The following is a 15,509-nucleotide window of genomic DNA, read 5'->3' as shown; positions in this document are numbered from 1 at the left end:
GGAGGAGGGACATGAACCGACGGGTCAACATATTCCGGCGCGGGTCCCGCCCACCGGCGTCCGCGCGCCTGGCCGACGTCACCGAAGGCCTCGAACACGCCCGCGGCCTCGACCGCACCATCCGCGTGCTCTCCACGACCGTGCGGCGCACGCTGCGTCCCGGGCCCGTCAAGGACACCCTGCACGGCGTCCCGTTCGGGCACCCCGCCCACCCGCCGCTCACCGACGTGCCCATCGGCATGTGGCTGTCCGCCGCCGTGCTGGACCTCATGCCCGGGACGCGCCGCGCCTCCCAGGCCCTCGTCGCCGCCGGCCTCGCCGGCGCCGTCCCGACCGTCCTCACCGGCATCGCCGACTGGTCCGCGATGCACCGCGAGCAGCAGCGCGTCGGCCTGGTCCACGCCACCGCGACGGCCACCGCCGGCATGCTGTACTCGGCGTCCCTCCTCGCCCGCTACCAGGGCCGGGACGCCGCCGGACGCGCCTTCGGCTTCGCCGGCCTCGGCGCCCTCTTCGCCGGCACCTACCTCGGCGGCCACCTCGCCTTCCGGCAGGCCGCCGGCGCCAGCCACGCCGACCAGCTCGCCCACCTCGTCCCGCTCGGCTGGCACGACCTGTGCGCCGTCGACGAACTCCCCGACGGCTGGCCCGTCGCCCGCCGCCTCGGCTACATCAGCCTCTTCGTCCTGCGCCGCGGCGGCGACGTCCACGTCCTCGCCGACCGCTGCAGCCACCTCGCCGGCCCCCTCCACCAGGGCCGCATCATCACCGACGACAACGCCGACACCTGCGTCGTCTGCCCCTGGCACGGCAGCACCTTCCGCGTGGCGGACGGCTCCGTCGTCCACGGCCCCGCCACCGCCCGCCAACCCACCTTCGAAACCCGCGTGACCGAAGAGGGCGTACTCCAGGTGAAGCCGGTCTGACCCTGTCAGCCCATGGGGGCGACCGCGCCCCGGGCGAGGTGCCCTTCACCCCGGCTACCGCAGGCCGGCGATGCCTCGTGCGGTCCACACCGCCAGCGCCGCGACCAGAGCGGCCGCGCCGCCGATCCACAGCACGCCCGGCAGGCCGGTCGGGGAACGCGCCGGACATGATCCACAGCGGCTGGCCACCGCGATCGACTTCGCCATCCGCGGGCTGGGCCCCGCGCCGGCGGAGTCGCCCCCTTCACCACGAACCTGATCAACGATCAGCACAGCCGCAGCGACCAGGGGTTTTGTCCTGTTACGTCGGGGTTCGCACGGGGTCAGACTGGGTATAAGTCGAATATATGTTCGACTGCCGGGGAGGTTCGTGCGGATGAAGGGCGACTGGGTCGAGATCGTGGTGGACGCCGGGGGCGACGGGACGCGGACGTACGAGATCACGGCGAGCCGCGCGGGGCGCCGGGTGGAGGTCGCGACGCGGCGCGGCGTCGTGGAGGTCAGCGAGGTCACCCGCACGGGCACCGCCGTCAGGACGGCGCGCTTCATGGCCAGCCGCGTCCTGGCCCTGGTGGAGCACCCCACCGGGGACGGCCGCAAGGACGAGGGCTAGAGCAGCAGGTTCACGATGGCCACCAGGCCGACGACGACGATCACGCCGCGGAGCACCATGGGCGGGATGCGCCGGCCGACCGAGGCACCGATCATGCCGCCGCAGGTGGAGCCGGCGGCGATGAGCAGCACGACCCACCAGTCGATCCCGGTGTCGCCGAACAGCCACGTCAGCGTGAACAGGATCGCGGCGGTGCCGTTGACGACGGCCGACAGGACGTTCTTGCCCGCGTTCAGGCGCTGCAGGTCGTCGTCCAGCATGATGCCGAGCAGCGCGATGAGGATGATGCCCTGCGCGGCGCCGAAGTAGCCGCCGTACATGCCCGCGAACAGGACGCCGATCCACAGCAGCGCGCCGCCGTGGGGACGATGCTCGCCCTCCCGGCGGCGCACCATCCACTTCTGGAGGCGGGGCTGCACCACCACCAGGACCAGCGCGATCGCGATCAGCGCGATGACGATGACGTTGAACGCCTTCTCGGGCAGGCCGAGCAGCAGCAGGCCGCCGATCACCGCGCCGACGCAGGACGCGGTGGCGAGCCGCAGCAGCCGGCCGCGCTGGCCCTCCAGCTCCTTGCGGTAGCCGATGGCGCCGGTCACGCCGCCCGGGACGAGGCCGATGTTGTTGGACACGTTCGCGACCACCGGCGGGTAGCCGAGCGCGACCAGGGTCGGGAAGGTGATCAGGGAGCCGGACCCGACGACCGTGTTGATGCCTCCGGCGGCCACCCCGGCCGCGAAGACGGCGACCGCGTCCAGCAGATTCAAGTCCGTCCCATCCCTGCGTCATGTGTCACTGAACGGCGCACACATCGTAGGGACCGCGCAGCTCACACCGGCGCACCGGGGTCGGTCAGCGGGCGGAACGCGCGTACCAGCGGCCGTTCTGCCGCTCGATCGTGAGCGGGATCCCGAAGGTGTCCGACAGGTGCTCCTGGGTGAAGACCTCGTCCACCTTGCCCTGCGCGACGATCTGCCCGCCGCGGAGCAGCAGCGCGTGGGTGAAGCCTTCCGGGACCTCCTCCACGTGATGCGTCACCATCGCCATGGTGGGGGCGGCCGGGTCGTCGGCGAGGGCGGCGAGGCGCGCGACGAGGTCCTCGCGGCCGCCGAGGTCGAGACCGGCGGCGGGCTCGTCCAGCAGCAGCAGCTCAGGGTCCGGCATCAGGGCGCGGGCGATCTGGACGCGCTTGCGCTCGCCCTCCGACAGGGTGCTGAACGTGCGGCGGATCAGGTCGGCGCAGCCGAGGGCCTCCAGCAGCGCGACGGCGCGGCCCACGTCGGTCGAGTCGTACTCCTCCTGCCAGCGGCCGAGGATCGCGTACGAGGCGGTCAGGACCAGGTCGATGACCGTCTCGTTGGTCGGGACCTTCTCCGCGACCGACGAGCTGGCGATGCCGATGCGGGGGCGCAGCTCGAACACGTCGGTGCGTCCGAGCTCCTCCTCCAGGATCTCGACGGCGCCTTCGGTGGGATGCAGCATCGCGGCGGCGACCTGGAGCAGTGTCGTCTTGCCGGCTCCGTTCGGGCCGACGATCACCCAGCGGTCGCCCTCGTTGACGGTCCATGTGACGTCGCGCAGCAGGTGTGCCCCGCCGCGCCTGACCCCGACTCCGCGGAGCTGAAGTACCTCGCCTGCCATCGCGCGCCTTCGTCCCCAATCCGGTGGTCCCGTGGTCCGGTTCAGGAAAGAACCTATGCGATCCGGGACGGGCGTGGGCCACCCGGTTCCCCTCGGAAACGGCGGTCCGGGAACGCTCCCGCACCGCGAGAGGTCTGTTACGTCCGGTGGCACCGGCGATCCGAGCGCTTATCGTGGTTCGCATGCCCATTGCGAAGTGTCCGGGACAGGGAAAGAGCACGAGCGAATGAGCAGGGGCGTCGCGATCGCTCTGGTCGCCTGGGGCAATGCGTGGCTGACGGGCAGCGTCGGCCTGGACGAGGCGGTCGACGAGATCGAGAAGAGCGGCGGCCCGCAGATCGTCGGCGGCGAGCCCGCCGAGGTGACGCTGCGCCGCGGGCTCGGTGACCTGCGCGTCGGCGGGATGGCGGCGCTGCGGCTGGCGCTGCCCGAGCCGGGCGACCTCCTCGGGCTGACCGGCCCGCCGGGTTTCAACGCCGCGGCGATCGAGGCGGGGGCGGCCGTCGTCGCCGTGCTGGACGGGCGGGCGATGGGGCTCGTCCCGTCCGAGGACAGGCGCGGCTCGTCGTACGTCGGCGTCCGCTGGACGACGCACGACGCGTCGCCGGTGCCGCCGGACGTCCCGTCCCTCGCCGAGGCCGACCACCGGCTCACCCGCGCGATGCGGGACGCGACGGAGGCGCTGCTGACGGTGAACGACTTCGCCGGCGTCCCGCCCGAGATCGCCGACGCGCTCGTCGACCTGCGCGACCCCGACCGCGGCGACCATCCGCTCGCCCCCGGCTACCCGCCCCGAGCCCACCGCGTCGCGGCCCTCGCCGGACGGCTGTCGCTGGTCGTCGACCTGGCCCGCCAGATGGACGACCGCGGCCTCAGCGCCGACCAGATGAGCCGCCGCGGCGAGGCCCTCCGCCTCCTGGACGGCGCCGTCCGCCGCGCGCTGGTGGCGGCGTGCAACAGTGCGTTCGACCCGGTACCTGGAGCGGAGCGCTAGCGGAGCCTCTGTCTTACATGCGAAACGGGGCGCACCTGGTGTGGGGCGCCCCGTTTTGCAAGGGGTGTGGTCAGGCGCGGACCACGATGGTGTTGCAGATCTTGTCGGCGAACGTCTGCTTGCGCTCGTCCCACAGCGGCCAGAGGAAGCCGAGGTAGCAGGCGAAGCTGTCGGCGGCGTGCGCGATCTTGCGGACGAACGCCATACCGAAGCCGATCGGCTGGCCGGTCTGGGCGCTGACGAGGCGGATGCCCATCTGGCGCTTGCCGATGGACTGGCCGGTGGTGCCCTCCTGGTAGCAGATCCACAGGCCGCCCGCGATGGAGATGGCGGCGCCGATCAGCATGAGCAGCAGGCCGAACAGGGCCGCGCCGCCGCTGCCGGAGCTGGACAGGATGATCATCAGGATGTACAGCACGAACACCGGACCGGCGAAGATCAGGTAGTCGATGATGTAGCCGCCCGCACGCGAGCCCCACTCGGCCAGCTGGCCGGTCGAGCCGTAGTGGTGGTGGTGGTGGACATCCTGGTAGCCGGGCTGCGCGGGTGCGCCGTAGCCGGGCTGGGCGGGAGGCTGCTGGCCGTACCCGGGCTGGGCCGCCGGGGGCTGGCCGTAGCCCGGCTGGGCCGGGGGCTGCTGGCCGTACCCGGGCTGCGCCGGAGGCTGCTGGCCGTAGCCCGGCTGCGCCGGGGGCTGGCCGTAGCCGGGCTGGGCCGGAGGCTGCTGGCCGTACCCGGGCTGTTGCTGCCCGTAGCCCGGCTGCTGACCGTACGGGTCGTAGGGGTTACCCACACTTGCTCCTTATAGATTGACCCTGTGGTTATGTGACGCCCGCCGGACCCGGTGGGCTCCGCAAGTCTGACCGAGGATCGACCGCGGCTCAAACGCGCAGAACACCGAACCGGACGAGCTGCCACAGCTCCGCCCCCGCGAGGGCGGTGCCGAGCATCCAGGCACGGGTCTTCGGCTGGAGTGCCCACCACCGGCCCCCCAGACCCAGCGGTGCGGCGGCGACGGCGGCGGCGCCGACGAGAGCGACCGGGTTCGCGAGGACGGCCTGGGCGGGTCGCCCCGAGCCGAACTCGATGAACACGGTCGTGCCCCCGCACATGGGACACGGGATTCCGGTGAATGCCCTCAGGGGACAGAGCACACCGGGGTCGTTCACGCGGTGGATCCACGCCGCGCCGATGGCCGCGGTGGCCATCGCCGCGACGCGCAGCACGACCCCCAGGGGTCCGTGCCGCGCCGCGGTGAGGGTCCGGCTGACGATCCCCCCGAGCACACCTTCCGGTGCACCGGCGGGCGCCGTCCCGGGCGCTCCCCCCAACGAATCCTCCGCCTCAGTACGTACAGGTGAGTGACCCGTATACCGGGTGCACCCTGAGGCGGGTCAAGCGAAGGCAACGATCCGCTACCGGACCGTTACGCGGCGCACGGCGACACCACCTCGGGGTAAGAGTAGGACAAAACGGCAGCTACGTGCGCACTCTTTAGCGGGACGAGCATGAATGATTCGGCCGGATCCTGCCGCGCCGGCGGCGTTCACGCGAGAGCAGGGACCGCGTGACACCGGATCCGCGCCGGGGTTCAGCTCTGCGCGGCGGCGCCGACGACGAGGGGGCCCTCGGCGCCGGTGAAGTGCTCGGCCTCGACGACGTCGGCGATGACGGCGGTGATGTTGTCCGGCCCGCCGTTCTCCCTGGCCAGCTCGATCAACCGGTCGACGGCCCGCTGCGGGTCGGCCTCGGCGGACACCACCTCGTAGATCTGCTGCGCGTCGACCGGGCCGCACAGGCCGTCCGAGCACAGCAGGTACCGGTCGCCGAGGCGGGCCTCGCGCAGCCGCAGGTCGGGCTCGCGGTCGTCGCGGCCGTCCAGCACCCGGTACAGGACGTGCGACAGCCGGGACGTCTCGGCCGGGTCGGCGGTCTGGCCCGCCTGCTCGGCCTCCGCCTTGAGCAACTCGTCCATCGTGTGGTCCTGCGTCATCTGGAAGAGCTCGCCGTCGCGCAGCAGGTAGCCGCGCGAGTCGCCGACGTGCGCCAGCGCGACGGACTCGCCGGACCAGAGCATGGCGGTGAGCGTGGTGCCCATCCGGCTCAGGTCGGGGCGCTCCTCCCGGACGATGCGCAACTTCTCGTTGGCCTCGGCCACGGCGCGGCCCAGCATGTCGACAAGATCGTCTTTAGGGGCATCGGTGTCCAGCGAGCGCAAAGAGCCGATCACGGTCGAGCTCGCGACCTCGCCGCCCGCATAGCCGCCCATGCCGTCCGCGACCGCGATCAACCCTGCACCGGCGTACCCGGAGTCCTCGTTGTTCTCCCGGTTGCACCCGATGTCACTGCCTGCTGCGTACCTGATTGCTACGTTCATACCAATTTCGATGACGATCCTGTCAGAGGAGTTGTATCAGCCGCGGGCGGTGGTCTCCCCGGTTTCCCCGGCCGCGCCGGACGTTCCGACACCGTGCCGGACCGCGTACAGCGCCGCCTGCGTCCGATCCTGGACTCCCAGTTTCATGAGCAGATTACTGACGTGCGTCTTGACCGTCTTCTCGGACACCACGAGCGCGCGGGCGATCTCCCGGTTGGACCTCCCCCGCGCGATGTGCACGAGCACCTCCCGTTCCCGTTCGGTCAGCGCGGCGAGGCCGCGGTCGTCCCCACCGCCGCCGCCCGCCGTCCCGTCCCGCAGCATCGCCTCGGCCGCGTCGGGCGCGAACAGCACGTGCCCGTCGTGGACCGCCCGGATCGCCTGGACGAGCGCCTGCGGGTCGACGTCCTTGTACAGGTACCCGGCCGCACCCGCCTGTACGGCCGGCAGCACGTGCCCGCGCTCCGTCACGCTGGTCAGGACCAGAACCCGTGCCTGCACCCCACGAGCCCGCAGCTCCGTCAGCGCGGTGAGGCCGTCGGCGCCGGGCATCTTGAGGTCCATGAGCACGATATCGGGCTCCAGGGATTCGGCCAGTGTCACGGCCGACGTGCCGTCCTCGGCCTCCCCGACGACCTCGATGTCGTCCTGGATGCCGAGGAAGGTGCGCAGCCCCTGCCGGACGACCGGGTGGTCGTCGGCGATCAGCACCTTGATGGCCGCGCACCGCGGGCTCACAGGGGCACCTCCAGCCGGACGGTGGTGCCCCTCCCGGGGGCGGCGTCGATCGTGAGCGCCCCGCCGATCGAGTACGCCCGGTCGCGCATGGAGGCGAGCCCGAGCCCGCCCTGCGGTTCGCCGTCGGACGCGTCGAACCCGGCGCCGTCGTCGGAGACCTCCAGCACGGCACGGTCGTGCTCGGTGCCGAGGCGCACCTGGACGGTCCGCGCGCCGGCGTGCCGCAGCGCGTTGTAGAGCGCCTCCTGCGTGATGCGGAACGCCACGGCCTCGTGTTCCTCCGGCAGGACGACGGCCTCGTCGGCGGTGATGCCCACGGACGTCTCGTAGGCCCGGTCCAGCACCTCGACGTGCTTGCGCAGGGACGAGACCAGGCCGTCCGCGAGATCGGCGGGACGCAGCTCGAAGATCACGGCGCGCAGCTCGGCGAGGGCCTCGGCGGCGAGCCGCTCCACCTGCTCCAGCTCCTTCACGGCCCGGCCGGGGTCGCGCTCGGCCAGCGCGGACGCGGTCCGCGCCGTGAGCCGCAGCGAGAAGAGCTTCTGCGCCACCGCGTCGTGCAGCTCGCGGGCCAGCCGGTTGCGTTCGGCGACGACCGTCAGCTCGCGGTTGCGCTCGTAGAGGCGGGCGTTCGTGATGGCGATCGCGGCGTGCGCGGCGAAGAGGGTGAGCACGTCCTCGTCGTCCTGGTCGAAGCCGCCCGGACGCCGCTTGTTGGCCAGGAAGATGATGCCGATGACGTCCTCGCCGTCGCGGATCGGCACGCCGAGGAAGTCCTTCAGGACGGGATGCGCGACCGGCCAGCCCTCGAACTCCGGCTCCTTGCGGATGTCGGCGAGCCGCTTCGGCGTGTCGCCGTGCAGCATCGCGGCGAGCATGCCGTGCTGGCGGGGCAGCGGGCCGATGCGCTCCCAGTCCTCGTCGGAGACGCCCTCGACGACGAACTCGGCGAACGAGCCCTCGTCGTCGGGCACGCCGAGCGCCGCGAACCGGGCGTCCAGCAGCTGCGCCGCCGCCCGGACGATGACCTGGAGCACCTCGTGGACGGACAGGTGCCGGGTGACCGCGAGCACGGCGGAGCTCACGGCGTGCAGGGTCGCGCCCTGGTCGCCGTGGCAGGCGTCGTCGGTCTCCATCCCGGCCTCTCGGTCTCCCCCTGCGAGCGCCCCGCGGTGCTCACATGTGAAGACCGTACTCTCTGGGCGCGTCTTCCCGAATCAGCCGGAGGAAGTACGTGCCGGCGCGGTGCCGTCCCGCGGGAGGGGACGCGGGTCCTAGGACCATCTGACGACCGTTCCGGGGACCCGTCGGCCGATGCCCCGGGACGCCCCGGTTCCTAGCGTCGGGAGCATGAAGACGGCACTGATCACCGGGGCCTCCCAGGGGCTCGGGCGGGCGCTCGCCCGCGGCCTCGCGGGGGACGGCTGGAACCTCGTCATCGACGCGCGCGACGCGGCGGCGCTGGCGGCGGTCGCGGACGAGACCGGCGCGACCGCGATCGCCGGAGACGTCGCCGATCCCGCGCACCGGGCCGACCTGGCCCGCGCGGCCGGCGGCGGGCTCGACCTGCTCGTCAACAACGCGAGCACGCTGGGCCCGGCCCCGATGCCGCGGCTCGCCTCGCATCCCGTCGACGCGCTGGCGCACACGCTCGCGACGAACGTCCTCGCGCCGCTCGCGCTGATCCAGGCCGTCCTGCCGGTCCTGCGGGAGCGGCGGGGCGCGATCCTCAACATCACGTCCGACGCGGCCGTGGAGGGCTACGCGACGTGGGGCGGATACGGGACGTCCAAGGCGGCGCTGGAGCAGCTGTCGAACGTCCTCGCCGCCGAGGAGCCCGACGTGGCCGTGTGGTGGGCGGACCCGGGCGAGATGAACACCGCCATGCTGCGCGCCGCGGGCGAGGACGCCGACGCCGCACCACCGCCCGAGGAGGCGGCCGCCGCGCTCCGCGGGCTCGTCGCCGGCCGCCTCCCGAGCGGCCGGTACCGGGCGGCGGACCTGGCGGGCGCGCGATGACGACCGTCCTGGAGCCCGGACGGGAGACGGTCGCCGGGCGGAGCGTGATGGCGGCCGGGCTGCGGGGCGCGACGCTCGGGATCGTCATGGTCATGACGCTGCTGGCGTTCGAGAGCATGGCCGTCGGCACCGTCATGCCGCTGGTCGCGGCCGACCTGAACGGCCTGTCGCTGTACGCGTGGGGCTTCAGCGCCACCCTGATCACGACCCTGCTGTCCACGGTGCTGGCGGGCGGCTGGGTCGACCGGTCCGGGCCGTCCCGGCCGCTCATGACCGGGCTCGGCACGTTCGTCGCCGGGCTGGTGGTCGCGGGCGGGGCCCCGTCGATGTGGCTGTTCGTCGCCGGGCGCGCCGTCCAGGGCCTCGGCACGGGCGTCGCGATCGTCGCGCTGTACGTGGTGATCGCCCGCGTGTACCCCGAGGAGCTGCGGTCCCGGGTGTTCGCGGCGCTGTCGGCGGCATGGGTGCTGCCGTCGCTGATCGGCCCCGCGGTGGGCGGTGCCGTGGCCGAGCACATCGGCTGGCGGTGGGTCTTCCTCGGGCTGATCCCGCTGGTGCTCCCGCCGGCGCTGCTGCTGGTGCCGGTGCTGCGCGGCATCGCGACGGTGGACGGCTCCCCGGTGACGGGACGGTCGCGCCACCTCGCCGCCGCCCTGGTCGCCGCGGGCGCCGGCATCCTCCTCTACGGCCTCGACGGGACCGGCTGGACGATCGTGCCCGCGATCCTCGCCGGCCTCGCGGGTCTGGCGTTCGGCCTGCCGCGCCTGCTGCCCGCCGGGACGCTCCGCCTGCGCCGCGGGCTGCCGAGCGTCGTCCTCGTCCGCGGCCTGCTGTCCGGCTCGTTCTTCGGCACCGACGTGTTCATCCCCCTGGCCCTGACCCGGCTGCACCACTTCACCGCCACGCAGGCGGGGATCGTCCTGACGGTCGGCGCGCTCGGCTGGTCGGCGGCGTCCCAGATCCAGGCCCGCTCCGAGCGGTCCCGCGAGTTCTACGCCGTCCTCGGCGCCGTGTTCGTCGCCGGCGGGATCGTCCTCGCCTCCGTCGCCCTCCAGCTCTCCGGCTGGCTCACCGCCCCCGCCTGGATCATCGGCGGCGCCGGGATGGGGTTCTCCATCGGCAGCCTCTCCGTCCTGCTCCTCGACCTGTCGCCCGAGGACGAGCAGGGCGTCAACTCGTCCGCGCTGCAGATCAGCGACACCCTCGGCTCGTCCCTCGTGGTCGGGGTCGCGGGCGCGCTCGTCACCGGCTTCGGCGCGGCCCGGCTCGGCACCGGGCTCGCCGTCGCCGGAGCGCTGTTCGCCGCGATCGCCGTGTTCGGCGTGATCGCCGCACTCCGCCTGGAGGTCCGGAAATGACCGTCGAATTCACCCTGCCCCCCGCCCTGGAGGCGCACGAACCGCCCGAAGCGCGCGGCCGGACCCGCGACGGCGTCCGGCTCCTCGTCGGGCGGCGCGCCACCGGCGAGGTCGCCCACCACGAATTCCGCGACCTGCCCGAGCTGCTCGACCCGGGCGACCTGCTCGTCGTCAACACCTCCGCCACGCTGCCCGCGGCCGTCCGGCTCGACCGGATCAGCGTGCACTTCTCCACCCCGGTGCCCGGCGCGGACGACCGGCTGTGGATCGTCGAGCTGCGCCGCCTCGCCGGCAAGTCCAGCCGCCCGTACTCCGGCGGCTGCCCCGGCGAATGGATCCCGATGCCCGGCGGCACCACCCTCACCCTCGTCGGACGGCACACCGCCGGCTCCCGGGAGTCCGACCGGCTCTGGCAGGCTCGTCTGAGCACCGACGTCGTCCCCTACCTGCGGCGGTACGGGACGCCGATCCGGTACGGGTACGTGCGCCGCGACTGGCCGGTCTCCGCCTACCAGACGACCTTCGCCCACGACCGCTCGACCGGCGGCGCGGAGATGCCGAGCGCCGCCCGCCCGTTCACGCCCGAGATCGTGACGCGCCTGGTCTCCCGCGGGGTGCTGTTCGCCCCGCTCACCCTCCACACGGGCGTCGCGTCGCCCGAGGCCCACGAGCCCCCGTACGCCGAACGCTACGAGGTCCCCGAGCCGACGGCCGCGCTCGTCGAGCACGTCCGCTCCCGGGGGCGCCGGGTGATCGCCGTCGGCACGACCGCCGTGCGCGCCCTTGAGACGTCCGCAGACGCCTTTGGACGCGTCCAACCGTCCTCGGGCTGGACGGAGCACATCGTGACGCCCGAGAGCGGCGTCCGGGCCGTCGACGGGCTCCTCACCGGCCTGCACGAGCCCCGGTCGTCCCACCTGATGATGCTCACCGCCCTCGCGGGCCGCGAACTGCTCGCCGCCACCTACGAGACCGCACTGGCCGAGGGCTACCTCTGGCACGAGTTCGGGGACCTCAACCTGATAGTGGCTGGTTAGTGCCGCCGTCTCGCATGCCGGACCTGCCGGACGGGGCGTGCGGCGCGGCCGGTACCGTTGTGAACGTATGGACGGGTCAGCACAGCGCACGCTGCTCATCACGCTCACCGGACGCGACCGCCCCGGCGTGACGTCGCGCCTCTTCCGCACACTCTCCCAGTTCCCGTTGACGGTCGCCGACGTGGAGCAGGTCGTCATCCGCGGCCGGCTCGTCCTCGGCGTCCTGCTCTCCTACACCGACGGCGCCGACATCGGACGCGTGTGGAACGCCGCCGAGCATGTCGCGAACGACCTCGACATGGAGATCGAGCTGTCCACCGGGCGCAACAAGCGGACGCACCGGCCCGGCGGGCGGCTGCACGTCACCGTCCTCGGCAACCCGCTCAAGCCCGCCGCCATGGCCGGGATCGCCGGCCGGATCTCCGCCCACGGCGCCAACATCGACCGCATCGAGCGGCTCGCGCAGAACCCCGTCACCTGCATCGAGATGGACGTCTCCGGCGCCGACCCGGACGCGCTGCGCGCCGGGCTCGCCGTCGAGGCCGCCGAGCAGCAGGTCGACGTCGCCGTCCAGCAGGGCGGCCTGCACCGGCGCGCCAAGCGGCTGATCGTCATGGACGTCGACTCCACCCTCATCCAGGGCGAGGTCATCGAGCTGCTCGCCGAGCACGCCGGCTGCCTGGACGAGGTCGCCAAGGTCACCGAGGCCGCCATGCGCGGCGAGCTGGACTTCGAGGGCTCCCTCCGCGAGCGGGTCGCCCTCCTCGCCGGGCTCGACGCCTCCGCCATCGACGACGTCCGCGGCAGGCTGCGGCTCGCCGCCGGCGCCCGCACCATGGTCCGCACCCTCAAGCGCCTCGACTACAAGTTCGCGATCGTCAGCGGCGGCTTCACCCAGGTCACCGACGCCCTCGTCGACGACCTCGGCATCGACTACTCCGCCGCCAACACCCTGGAGATCGCCGGCGGCAAGCTCACCGGCCGCGTCACCGGCCCCGTCATCGACCGCGCCGGCAAGGCCGTCGCCCTGGAACGCTTCGCCCGCGAGGCCGGCATCCCCCTCAGCCAGACCGTCGCGATCGGCGACGGCGCCAACGACCTCGACATGCTCCAGGCCGCCGGCCTCGGCATCGCCTACAACGCCAAACCGGTCGTCCGCCAGGCCGCCGACACCGCCGTCAACGTCCCCTACCTGGACACCATCGTCTTCCTCCTGGGCATCTCCCGAGAAGAAGTAGAGGCAGCGGACGCTGCTGACTCCCAGGGGGGCGACCCCCTGGAACCCCCGTCACGAGCCGGTCAATCCTCACGACACGGCTAAGGTCTCCGCGACCGTGCGGGTCCGCGACGTGTCGCTGCGGTCGCCCGGCTCGACGGGCATGCGCCCTCCGCTCGCTGCACTCGCTCCACGCGCCTGCCCGTGACCCCGGCTGAGCTTCAAGCTCCAAGAGGGCGCGCAAGAGGGCGCGAATTGAGCTCCAGCCACGAGCCGATCGAGGTTCGGGCATCAGAGGCGTTCGGGTAGATCTGGATCATGTTGCGGCGGCTGGTGGGGGCTCGTGCCCGGGTTCGGGAGGCGCTGGCCCGGGCCCACGGGCAGGTGGCGCCCATGTACGGGGTGGCCGCCGCACTGGCCATGGCCGTGCCGCTGCTCGTGGGGGCGGTGAGCGATCATCCGGCGCAGGGGTCGATGGTCGCGCTCGGGGCCTATCTCGTCGCACTGCGGGCGCCCGAGGGGCCTTACGGGGCGCAGGCGCGGAACCTGACCGCCGGGGTGCTGATCGTGTCGGTCGGCGCGGGGGTGGGCGGGCTGCTCAGCGAGCACCTGTGGCCGACCGTGCTCGTGGTACCGCCGCTGGTCGCGCTCGGGGTGGCGGTGCCGCGGATCGGAGCGACGGCGGGGCTCGCCGTGCTGCTGAGCGCCGTCCGGCCGCCGTCCGCGGACGTCCTGAACGTCGGGCTGCTGGAGCTGACCGGCGGGCTGCTCACCGCGCTGCTGCTGCTGGCGCCGTGGCCGGCGCGGCGGCTGCTGCCGCTGCGGGAGGCGCTGAGCGAGGCCTCCGACGCGGTCGCGGAGGCGCTCGACGCCGTCGCGGAGGACGTGGGGGCGCCCGACGCGGCGCCGCTCGACGCGGTCGAGCTGACGAACCCCGACCTGCTGGCCGTCACCCGGATCCCGGACTGGGAGGCCAAGCGCCGGGCCGCGTCGGAGGCGCTGACGGCGGCGCGGTCCACCTACGCGCTGTACCGGTCCGGACGCGGGAACGGCGACCCCACGCGGCCCGAGCGGCTCATCGACGCGCTCGGCCGCGTCCTGCACGAGACGGTGACGCTGCAGGCCGTCCTGGAGGCGGCGAAGAACTACCCGCCGGACCGCGAGTGGCGGCTGGAGACGCAGACGGCGATCTCGGCGCTCGCGGCGCGGCTGCGGCTGCTCGCCGGCGCGATCGCCACGGCGGGCGAGGCGCCGCTCGGCCGGGAGGAGTCCGCCGCCGTCCGGCGGATGGGACGCGCCGCCGAGCAGATCAGGCGCGCCGGGCTCGCCGGCGACGAGGACCTCGTCGCGGTCGCGCTGATCGGCCAGGTGCGCCGCTCCATCGACCGCATCGCCGGCGAGGTCGCGTCCGCGCGCCGCGTCGTCGCGGGCGGGCTGCGCATCGGGCTCGGCGCGCCGCGCATGCCGGAGACGCTCGATCCGATGCCGGCGTGGGACCGGCTGCGCCGCGCCGTCCGGACGCGGTCCCCGCGGTTCCGGCAGGTGTCGCGGGTGTTCGTGACGGCACTGGCGTCGATGGCGCTGGCCGCCGCGTTCAAGATCCCGCACGGGCACTGGATGACGATCACCGCGATGCTGAGCCTGCGCGCCACCTACGGCGAGACGGTCGAGCGGCTCGTCCAGCGGGTGGGCGGGACGGCGGCCGGGTCCGTCGTGGCGGCGGTGATCCTCACCCTGGCGCCCGGGGAGATCACGATCGCGCTGACCGTCCTCTGCTTCGCCGTCGCCGGGTTCGCGATGCGGCCGGTGAACTACGCCTACTGGGCGCTGTTCGGGACGCCGCTGGCGATGCTGCTGCTCGACTTCTCCACACCCGCCGACTGGCGCACCGCCGGGGAGCGGATCGGGCTGACGTTCGCGGGGACGCTGATGGCCTACCTCGCCGTCCGGCTGCTGTGGCCCGCGGGGCATGTGGAGCGGCTCCCCGTCCAGCTCGAACGGGTGCTGCGGACGCACGCCGGCCTCGTCCGGGCGACGGCGGACGTCCTCGCCGGGGAGCGCGTCCGGCTGGCGCACGAGACGATCGTCGCGGCGGAGCGGGCGGCGGAGGCGGTCGCCGAGACCCGGACGCGGCTCGGCCAGGAGCGGCTGCCCGACACCGAGCTGATCGCCCTGCTGCGCCGGACCGTGGACGCCGCGCACCGCAGCCGCGACCATCTGATCGCGGTGGCGCGGCTCGCGCGGGAGAAGGCCGTGGACACCGGCCCGATCCCCGAGATCCTCGACCGGGTCGCCGACCAGCTCGAGGAGGCCGCCGACCTCATCGAGGAGCCGGAGGACCGAGACCTGGAGGCCGGTACGCCCTCCGAGGAGCTCAACGAGGAACTCGCCGACCTCGACGCGCACCTGTCCGCGCTGACGCGCCGGCGGCGCGCCGAGATCAAGGCCGGGGTCGGGCGGGACGAGCCCACCCCGCTCCGGCACGCCCTGCTCCAGGTGTCCGGCACCCGCCATACGATCCGGGCGCTGCGCCGGGACGCGGCCACCGTCATCGACACGGCGCTGGAGGCCGCCGAGCCGCGGTCCTGAG

The 15,509-nt window shown here is 73.4% G+C and carries 16 protein-coding genes; 8 read left to right on the top strand and 8 right to left on the bottom strand.

Features of this window, described 5'->3' with window-relative positions:
* Positions 1 to 11: 11 nt before the first annotated feature.
* On the top strand, positions 12 to 926 hold the full coding sequence (locus ABGB11_RS05150; RefSeq protein WP_347629279.1) for a Rieske (2Fe-2S) protein: 915 nt from the start codon (positions 12 to 14) through the stop codon (positions 924 to 926).
* A 54-nt stretch (positions 927 to 980) separates the two neighbouring features.
* Here the strand turns inward: ABGB11_RS05150 and ABGB11_RS05145 are convergent, their stop codons facing one another.
* Positions 981 to 1,133 (bottom strand): hypothetical protein, encoded by a 153-nt coding sequence (locus tag ABGB11_RS05145; RefSeq protein ID WP_347629277.1) that lies wholly within the window; start codon positions 1,131 to 1,133, stop codon positions 981 to 983.
* A 169-nt stretch (positions 1,134 to 1,302) separates the two neighbouring features.
* Here ABGB11_RS05145 and ABGB11_RS05140 point away from each other — a divergent pair, with 169 nt between their 5' ends.
* Complete coding sequence (locus ABGB11_RS05140; RefSeq protein WP_021593316.1) at positions 1,303 to 1,539, top strand: hypothetical protein; 237 nt, start codon at positions 1,303 to 1,305, stop codon at positions 1,537 to 1,539.
* Here the strand turns inward: ABGB11_RS05140 and ABGB11_RS05135 are convergent.
* Positions 1,536 to 2,306, bottom strand: coding sequence for a sulfite exporter TauE/SafE family protein (locus tag ABGB11_RS05135; protein ID WP_347629275.1), 771 nt, complete (start codon positions 2,304 to 2,306; stop codon positions 1,536 to 1,538). The two genes, ABGB11_RS05140 and ABGB11_RS05135, sit on opposite strands and share 4 nt — an antisense overlap.
* Before the next feature lie 85 nt (positions 2,307 to 2,391).
* Positions 2,392 to 3,180 carry an ABC transporter ATP-binding protein gene (locus ABGB11_RS05130; RefSeq protein ID WP_347629273.1) on the bottom strand — a complete coding sequence of 263 codons (789 nt, stop codon included), beginning with the start codon at positions 3,178 to 3,180 and terminating at the stop codon, positions 2,392 to 2,394.
* A 226-nt stretch (positions 3,181 to 3,406) separates the two neighbouring features.
* Here ABGB11_RS05130 and ABGB11_RS05125 point away from each other — a divergent pair, with 226 nt between their 5' ends.
* The gene (locus tag ABGB11_RS05125; protein WP_347629272.1) at positions 3,407 to 4,174 is read left to right on the top strand and encodes a hypothetical protein; all 768 of its coding nucleotides are present in this window, start codon (positions 3,407 to 3,409) and stop codon (positions 4,172 to 4,174) included.
* A gap of 70 nt (positions 4,175 to 4,244) precedes the next feature.
* On the opposite strand, the gene ABGB11_RS05120 is transcribed toward ABGB11_RS05125, so the two are convergent.
* The 5 genes from ABGB11_RS05120 to ABGB11_RS05100 form a co-directional block, all read right to left on the bottom strand.
* The gene (locus tag ABGB11_RS05120; RefSeq protein ID WP_347629270.1) at positions 4,245 to 4,967 is read right to left on the bottom strand and encodes an RDD family protein; all 723 of its coding nucleotides are present in this window, start codon (positions 4,965 to 4,967) and stop codon (positions 4,245 to 4,247) included.
* Between the two features lie 88 nt (positions 4,968 to 5,055).
* A complete protein-coding gene (locus ABGB11_RS05115) occupies positions 5,056 to 5,460 on the bottom strand; it encodes a DUF2752 domain-containing protein (RefSeq protein WP_347629268.1) in 405 nt (134 codons plus the stop codon).
* Positions 5,461 to 5,765: 305 nt separating this feature from the next.
* Positions 5,766 to 6,551 carry a protein phosphatase 2C domain-containing protein gene (locus ABGB11_RS05110; RefSeq protein ID WP_347629266.1) on the bottom strand — a complete coding sequence of 262 codons (786 nt, stop codon included), beginning with the start codon at positions 6,549 to 6,551 and terminating at the stop codon, positions 5,766 to 5,768.
* A 36-nt stretch (positions 6,552 to 6,587) separates the two neighbouring features.
* A complete protein-coding gene (locus ABGB11_RS05105; protein ID WP_347629264.1) occupies positions 6,588 to 7,289 on the bottom strand; it encodes a response regulator transcription factor in 702 nt (233 codons plus the stop codon).
* Entirely contained in the window at positions 7,286 to 8,425 is a 1,140-nt protein-coding gene (locus tag ABGB11_RS05100) for a GAF domain-containing sensor histidine kinase (RefSeq protein WP_347629262.1), read from the bottom strand. The genes ABGB11_RS05105 and ABGB11_RS05100 overlap by 4 nt, the downstream gene beginning before the upstream one ends.
* Positions 8,426 to 8,639: 214 nt before the next feature.
* Here ABGB11_RS05100 and ABGB11_RS05095 point away from each other — a divergent pair, with 214 nt between their 5' ends.
* From ABGB11_RS05095 to ABGB11_RS05075, 5 genes are all read left to right on the top strand, one after another.
* The gene (locus tag ABGB11_RS05095; protein ID WP_347629258.1) at positions 8,640 to 9,308 is read left to right on the top strand and encodes an SDR family NAD(P)-dependent oxidoreductase; all 669 of its coding nucleotides are present in this window, start codon (positions 8,640 to 8,642) and stop codon (positions 9,306 to 9,308) included.
* On the top strand, positions 9,305 to 10,666 hold the full coding sequence (locus tag ABGB11_RS05090; protein ID WP_347629256.1) for an MFS transporter: 1,362 nt from the start codon (positions 9,305 to 9,307) through the stop codon (positions 10,664 to 10,666). Before ABGB11_RS05095 ends, ABGB11_RS05090 begins: the two co-directional genes overlap by 4 nt.
* Positions 10,663 to 11,703, top strand: coding sequence for an S-adenosylmethionine:tRNA ribosyltransferase-isomerase (locus ABGB11_RS05085; RefSeq protein WP_347629254.1), 1,041 nt, complete (start codon positions 10,663 to 10,665; stop codon positions 11,701 to 11,703). The genes ABGB11_RS05090 and ABGB11_RS05085 overlap by 4 nt, the downstream gene beginning before the upstream one ends.
* Positions 11,704 to 11,770: 67 nt before the next feature.
* The gene (gene serB, locus ABGB11_RS05080) at positions 11,771 to 13,024 is read left to right on the top strand and encodes a phosphoserine phosphatase SerB (RefSeq protein WP_347629252.1); all 1,254 of its coding nucleotides are present in this window, start codon (positions 11,771 to 11,773) and stop codon (positions 13,022 to 13,024) included.
* Positions 13,025 to 13,237: 213 nt separating this feature from the next.
* On the top strand, positions 13,238 to 15,508 hold the full coding sequence (locus ABGB11_RS05075) for an FUSC family protein (RefSeq protein ID WP_347629250.1): 2,271 nt from the start codon (positions 13,238 to 13,240) through the stop codon (positions 15,506 to 15,508).
* The last annotated feature ends 1 nt before the right edge of the window (position 15,509 follow it).

Source organism: Actinomadura sp. B10D3, from assembly GCF_039871695.1.
GTDB lineage: Bacteria > Actinomycetota > Actinomycetes > Streptosporangiales > Streptosporangiaceae > Spirillospora > Spirillospora madurae.
The sequence above is the reverse complement of the archived record's forward strand: the minus strand, read 5'-3'. Positions and strand labels throughout refer to the sequence as shown.